7 protein-coding genes are annotated in these 5,789 nt (G+C 53.3%); 4 read left to right on the top strand and 3 right to left on the bottom strand.

All coding sequences use genetic code 11. The annotated features are described in order from the left end of the window. The first annotated feature begins 124 nt into the window (after positions 1–124). From G7Y44_RS10045 to G7Y44_RS10035, 3 genes are all read left to right on the top strand, one after another. A complete protein-coding gene (locus tag G7Y44_RS10045; protein WP_165249614.1) occupies positions 125–919 on the top strand; it encodes a macro domain-containing protein in 795 nt (264 codons plus the stop codon). A 1-nt stretch (position 920) separates the two neighbouring features. Beyond that, positions 921–1,436, top strand: coding sequence for a TIR domain-containing protein (locus G7Y44_RS10040; protein WP_165249613.1), 516 nt, complete (start codon positions 921–923; stop codon positions 1,434–1,436). Positions 1,437–1,559: 123 nt separating this feature from the next. Continuing rightward, positions 1,560–2,120 (top strand): hypothetical protein, encoded by a 561-nt coding sequence (locus tag G7Y44_RS10035; protein ID WP_165249611.1) that lies wholly within the window; start codon positions 1,560–1,562, stop codon positions 2,118–2,120. A 263-nt stretch (positions 2,121–2,383) separates the two neighbouring features. Here the strand turns inward: G7Y44_RS10035 and G7Y44_RS10030 are convergent, their stop codons facing one another. Further along, complete coding sequence (locus G7Y44_RS10030) at positions 2,384–2,653, bottom strand: type II toxin-antitoxin system RelB/DinJ family antitoxin (protein WP_165249609.1); 270 nt, start codon at positions 2,651–2,653, stop codon at positions 2,384–2,386. Positions 2,654–3,298: 645 nt separating this feature from the next. Between G7Y44_RS10030 and G7Y44_RS10025 the strand changes: the two genes are divergently transcribed. Beyond that, the gene (locus G7Y44_RS10025) at positions 3,299–4,432 is read left to right on the top strand and encodes an Ldh family oxidoreductase (RefSeq protein ID WP_241159251.1); all 1,134 of its coding nucleotides are present in this window, start codon (positions 3,299–3,301) and stop codon (positions 4,430–4,432) included. 115 nt (positions 4,433–4,547) lie between these two features. Here the strand turns inward: G7Y44_RS10025 and G7Y44_RS10020 are convergent, their stop codons facing one another. Both G7Y44_RS10020 and G7Y44_RS10015 read right to left on the bottom strand, forming a co-directional pair. Further along, entirely contained in the window at positions 4,548–5,183 is a 636-nt protein-coding gene (locus G7Y44_RS10020) for a helix-turn-helix domain-containing protein (RefSeq protein WP_165249607.1), read from the bottom strand. Next, positions 5,152–5,789: DUF3990 domain-containing protein (locus G7Y44_RS10015; protein WP_165249605.1), on the bottom strand; the 638-nt coding region annotated here is incomplete at its 5' end. The genes G7Y44_RS10015 and G7Y44_RS10020, both read right to left, overlap by 32 nt.

The following is a 5,789-nucleotide window of genomic DNA, read 5'->3' as shown; positions in this document are numbered from 1 at the left end:
ATCGAGCGCTACACACAGGAGGGACACCGTCCACGCATCTGCGAGATCACCGGTAAGCAGAGGGCAATCTTTGAGCGACTGGGCTACGACCTGCCCACCACGTCATAACTTATCGGGAATTCAGGTGACCTTCGTGCTCGCGGTTTTGACGGTGTCTGGCACTGCGATGACGATCACCGGGCAGTCGCTCGCGACGCTCTTGCCCGGTTTTTCGTGGTGGGTCTATCTGCTCATTATTATCGGCCTTGCTGCGGTTCTTCTGTTGCTCATCTCTGTGGTCCTTGTCTGGTTGACTCGACACGGCATTAGGGTGAAAGTGGGCAGTAACACGGTCGTTATCGAGGAGGGCGATCTGTTCGCATGCGAAGGATGGAAGGTTGTTCCGTTCAGCGAGTTCTTCGTCACGCGCGTTGATGATGTGATCATCAGCCGCAACTCCCTGAACGGGATCTTTATAGAAAGATATGTGGAGAACCTGCAGGAACTCGAAACCTCGCTGTTGAAGTCCGATGGAGGACCGTTCGATCGTAATATTGATGCTTCTGTTCCGAGAAGGGAGAGAAGCCACGAACTGGGTTGTGTCAAGCGCTATGAGGGGGAGTATCTGCTGCTTGCGTTTACCAGGTTTGACGAATTCGAACAAGATTACCTCTCCATGGCAGACTACGAGAAGTGCCTCATGAACATGTGGCAGGAAATATCGAGGACGTATGCGGGCAAACGGGTCAACCAGCCTCTTTTAGGTGGCGGGATCACGCGGTTTCCCGATTCAAAGGAGAAGTCGTATGACGAGCTTCTCAGGTGCATGCTATGCACCCTTCGATCGACAGGCTGCAACCTACGCGCCCCAATCCACATCGTTTTGGCGGAGGGCAAGCTCAAGGAGATAAACCTGTATGAACTGAAAGGGAGGTTCTGATATGACCCGCAGAACGAAAACGTACATCGCGGCCGATTGGGACGGCGACCACGATGCCGTCGAAGCTTTGATGAATTGGAACGACAGTGATTATTACGGCTTGTCTTTCACGAACGCGCACGATTTGCAGCAATCAAGAGACAGCAGTCTGAATTGCAGTATCAAAAAGTCCCTGAAAGAGCGCATGGACGCATCGAAGTGTTTCGTTTTGATAGTAGGTGACAATACCGATCGCGTCACTAGCGGAAGCTGCAGGTACTGCCGGTGGTACTCGGGGACGACGCAACGGTGCTCAAAAGGATACTCTGTTGATATGCGCAGCTACATCCAATACGAGTGCAGCAAGGCCATCGAAGCGGACGTTCCGATCGTGGTGCTGTACAACTCGACCCAGGTTAGGAGGCAGAAATGCCCTGAAGCGGTGCGCTATGCTGGGACACATCGGGCGATGAGACATTGGGTGGGCGGTTCCATGAAATGGGACTATCAAGCCGTTAAGGATGCTTTTTCTTTTTAAGCGAGCCCTAAAACCCGATATCGGAGGGCTTGTGACCCCTCTTTACTTTTCGCATCAGCCAGTCGTAGTCGGCTTTTCTCGACGACGCTAGCGGTATACCCCAAGAAGATACAGGAGCACAAGATGGAACTTGAAGACAGAATCGTTAAACGTCTACCAGGGCTTTTGCGAGCAGTTGAAGCCATGGGTCTGCAAGATGTTACACGCGAGTACAGCATCGATCAGATTGATGATGCGATACGCGAGTATGAAAGCTACGGTCCCGAAGAAGACGATGAGTTGGAAGACTTCAGCGCAGCACCCAACCTTGAGTTCGCCCTTCGCCGTCAACAGGTGCAAACCGGCGATGAAATAGAAACGCTCATGTTTGAAGAGGATGACTACAAGGCGGCCTTAGGCTTTGGGGATGTATCCGTCGACTTCGATTTTGCCCCTTTAGTTCTTCGCACACTAGCAAAGGCATATGTGAAAGCTACTGTCAATTCAGAGGTAAAAGAGGGTACCGTACTTCACCTAACAGACATTCCAGATTTCTATGTTGACGTCTATGAAGACTGCTATTATGCGGCAGCGCTGCTTTCAAACCTTGGTCTTGCCATTGACTCTTCTGCTCCCAACGGAACCTACCTTAACGTAACGCTTTCAGGTGTCGGTGCCGTGGTTTTGCAAAAGGCTGCCGAGTAGGGGCTGCGCTTCTGAATGCCTCATAATCGCTTTCTAGCGAGCTTATCAAATCCTGTGCTACACCATGAGTGTAAAGGTTCTATCCCGGCGACAAGAGCTCCTTTGCCCTTCTGTTTGTACAGATAGCTGGGATGGTCGTATCTTCTTCTCAGTAGTACATCTTGCGTCTGTTGGCAAGAATTGGTCACCGGCACAACAGCGCTTCTGAGGCCGCTAGCCCCTGAAAAGGTCGTCGTGCGTGCCCGTGCGTTTTCCCACGGTTCTCAGGCCCTCGCTGCGTCGAGGAGGCTGCGAGCTGTGTCGTAGGACTTCCCTGTTCCGCCTGCGGCAACAATTGCCTCCATCTCGCGAATGCTGCGCATGCTCTCTGCGTTCGGTTCGTGGTTGTCGAGCTCTAGTGGGATGCAACGGGTGCGCGCCATCTGCTTCCAGAATGCGCGGGTGACACTTGACAGATCGAACCCGTAATATTCGGCCACTTCGGCGGCGGCGCGCTTGTCCGCCTCGTCACAGCGAATAGTCATCGTGCTCATAGCAAACTCCTTACGTATGTTCAATAGATGTACATTGTAACACCTTGAGGTGCACTTTGAAAACCGAAGAGCGAGGAGTGATTCGATCATGAGAATCGCAGTAGCGGGTACCGGTTATGTGGGGTTGTCGTTAGCGGTGTTACTCGCACAGGACAACTAGGTGGATGCTGTAGAGATCGCTAGGACGCTGTTCCGTTCCGGGGACATCGAGTCGTCCGGTTAGGGTCTGCGCATGATCCGCGATTTATGTGAAGAGGCGGGGGTCGGGGTGTCTTACGAGAGGATCGACTTAGGAACCAAGCTCACGTTCTGCCGACCGGACCCGTATCTCGCCGTCGAAGATGCGGCCGAGTACGCTCAAGTACGCTCAAGTACGCGCATTCGGTCTTCAACCCTCAGGTATCCGCCTCGCCAGCGCAAGGCAAGACGGCTTTAATCAGTGTTTCCTTAGCACTTTCAGTTTAGCAGGCTTCTACTTGATTGAAATGACTTTTCTGTGTCTGTTCATTTCCGTCAATCTTATTTAGGACAGATCAGTATGATTATCGAACTCACCCGACCAGGGATTGTTACTGGTGTGGGCGAGGTCTACTCAAATCGGATCGAAGCCGTACGCCCAGTCATCGAAATGCAAGGGGAGATGAAATGATAGACAAGGAACCGGTTATGCACGACCCTCAAGGCAGACCTTACGTTCCATGGGATCAGATACATGACTTCATGGTCGATGCTTTCACGGCACTCGGTGTGCCTGCCGAAGACGCAGAAATCTGCACAGACGTGCTCATGGAGTCCGATCGTCGGGGTATCGAAAGCCACGGGGTAAACCGGTTCAAACCCATCTATATCGACCGTATCAAGCGCGGCACACTTCTTCCCGTAACCAACCTTGAAATCGTGCGTGAAATGCCAACCACGTTAGTTGTTGACGCACACGACGGCATGGGCATGGTGGCAAGCCATCATGTGATGACCCGTCTAATTGAAAAGGCTAAGCAATACGGCATGGCGGGAGGGGCCGTGCGCAACTCCACCCACTACGGTATTGCGGGGTACTGGGTTACCATGGCAAGCCAAGAGGGAATGGTTGGCATTACGGGTACCAACGCACGTCCCTCGATTGCTCCGACGTTTGGAACAGAAGGCATGATGGGGACTAACCCCCTCACGTTTGCACTGCCAACCGACGAGGATTTCCCGTTTTGTCTCGACTGTGCAACTTCCATCATGCAGCGCGGCAAAATCGAGCACTACGCGCGTGAAGGTAAGCCTGTGCCCAAAGGCACGGTTGTAGGTATACAAGGAGAGATGACCAACAGCGCAGAAATCTTAGAAGCCCTCGCCGCAGGTGAAGCTGCGCTTGCCCCGCTCGGTGGTACTGGTGAAGAGCTGGCAGGATACAAAGGATACGGTTACGCCGCTACCGTTGAGATTCTGTCGGCGGCTCTCTCTGGTGGCCGCTTCATGAAGGCGCTTTCGGGTGTAGCTGAAGATGGCAGCCCCCAAATGTATGGACTTGGCCACTTTTTCTTCGTGGTTGATCCCGATGCATTTGTCGGGCGCGATGCGTTCAAAAAGACAGCGGGAGACATCTGCCGCGCGCTACGCGCATCCAAGAAAATACCAGGCGCAGATCGCATCTATACGGCAGGGGAGAAAGAACACCTCGCGTGGCTTGAGCGTAAGGACAAAGGCGTTCCGGTAGGTAAAGGAGTACAGCACGACCTTCTACAAATACGCGATGAACTGGGCTTAGACTACTGTTTCAGCTTCGAGTAAGCGGGTTTTGAGACAGAGTAGACTGATCCCCCAGTCATTATACAGAGTGCACAACCTACCGATTGCAAAGAATCCAACCCTTCAATTGAGACACTTTCAATCCACCAATTGCACTTCACCCCAACAACTCTTCCATCGAGCACCCAATAACGTGTGCGAGCCGCAGCACGACGCCTGCTGATGCTTTCGATAAGTCGTTTTGTCGCTGCTCATAGAGTTGAATCATACGAAGAGACGCATCGGCCGCTTCGGCAAGTTGCGCTTGAGTTAGGCCGCGCTGCCGGCGCAGGAAAGCAAGGCGAGTGGGGGATGCGGCGGATTGTTCAAGCAAGCAATCTGCGAAGGCTACCGCTTTGCTCACGTCGGCTTCATGAAGAATAGAACTCCCCAAAAGAGCGGTGGGCACTAGCCCGCCGCGTGCCATTTCGTCGAAGGAAACGGCACGGTACCACTGGTAGTAGGCTAAAAACCAGCCTGCCCAGTACTCCGGTGTTCGATCGAGCGGCTGGGTAGGTGTTGTGTTTCCGCGCGTGCCCAGAACACGAAACTGCACTTCGCGAGCAAGCTCCACGCCTGACATGCCGGCCACGAATTTCGGGTTACCGCGTCCGAAGCTATCGGCCACGCCCGAAACAATAAACCATTTGAAAAACTCGTCGGGCTCCTGCCCACAGTCGGCAACGGAGTAATCCAGGGCTTCCCCTAACGTATCCATGGCATCAGGTAAGTACGATTCGTCGTAGGCGCGCATCGTCGGCTCTCCAATCTTCCTGCATGATAGTGGCTATGGTGGGGCTAGTCGCCAAATCCGCTAGTTTCAGCTCGGTGCGATAAATCGATCGGGCCTCGTTGTCGCGTGCTACCTTGCGCGGGTAGTACACCGTTTTGTCGGCTACGTGCGACGAGATGAAGCGCAACTGAGAGAATGCCTTTTCGGAACGTAGAACAATTTGCTCACCCAGATTTCCTAAAGCCATGGCCTGTTCCAGCCGATCAAGGGTAAGGGCGTTGTTTAAGAAGGCGTTCGCAAAAGAGAAGTAGGAGTCGTCAGCGCGATATCCGCATATGACGTCTCGGTTGCGGTAATCGACCGCAAACCTCTCGAGTATGAACGATTTGGCTAAAGGGGCAATGTCTCCCGAAACGCGGAAGGTGCGGTTCTCCAAAAGAACAGCGAGCCAATGCAAAATGCAATAGTCGCCGCTGTTGAGATTGAGGAACGTAAGACCGGTTGCGTCGAGCTCATATTCGTTCGCAAAGCCGTCAGCTCCGTCAGAGGTGCCCCACTCCTTCGCGAGTTCCAAGCTTTCCGTGCAGTAAAACCCAAGCCCGTAGTCGTTATGAGGGTTGCCTGTGC

The organism is Adlercreutzia sp. ZJ141, from assembly GCF_011038965.1.
Classification (GTDB): domain Bacteria; phylum Actinomycetota; class Coriobacteriia; order Coriobacteriales; family Eggerthellaceae; genus ZJ141.
Note: the sequence above shows the minus strand (reverse complement) of the source record. Positions and strands in the feature narration are given on the sequence as shown.